The following is a 429-nucleotide window of genomic DNA, read 5'->3' on the forward strand; positions in this document are numbered from 1 at the left end:
GCTTTGTTGCCCTGATCGGCGCTGGCCAGAAACAGCATGTCGTTGATGATCGAACGCAGCCGCTCCAGCTCTTCGAGGTTCGATTGCAGCACTTCGAAATAGTGTTCGGCGGAGCGCCCGCGAGTCAGTGCGACCTGGGTCTGGCCGATCAGGTTGGTCAGCGGCGAGCGCAGTTCATGGGCGACGTCGGCGTTGAATGATTCCAGCCGTGAATAGGCCAGTTCGACCCGTTCCAGGGTCGAGTTGAACGACTCGACAAACTGTTCCAGTTCCGGCGGCAGCGGCGACAGGCGCAAGCGTCCGGCGCGCAGCGGTGGTGCCAGACGCTGGGCTTCCTGCGACAGTTTGATCAACGGCTTCAGACCGATTCTTGCGACCCAATAGCCCAATGCCGAGGCCAGCAGCACCCCGACAATCGCCAGACTGATC

At 61.3% G+C, this 429-nt stretch carries 1 protein-coding gene; it reads right to left on the reverse strand.

Going from position 1 to position 429, the window contains the following annotated elements; translation table 11 throughout:
- The coding region (locus J5M71_RS28880) for a histidine kinase dimerization/phospho-acceptor domain-containing protein (RefSeq protein WP_279382410.1) at window positions 1-429 on the reverse strand (429 nt) is incomplete at both ends.

The organism is Pseudomonas sp. 43(2021) (assembly GCF_017490805.1).
GTDB lineage: Bacteria > Pseudomonadota > Gammaproteobacteria > Pseudomonadales > Pseudomonadaceae > Aquipseudomonas.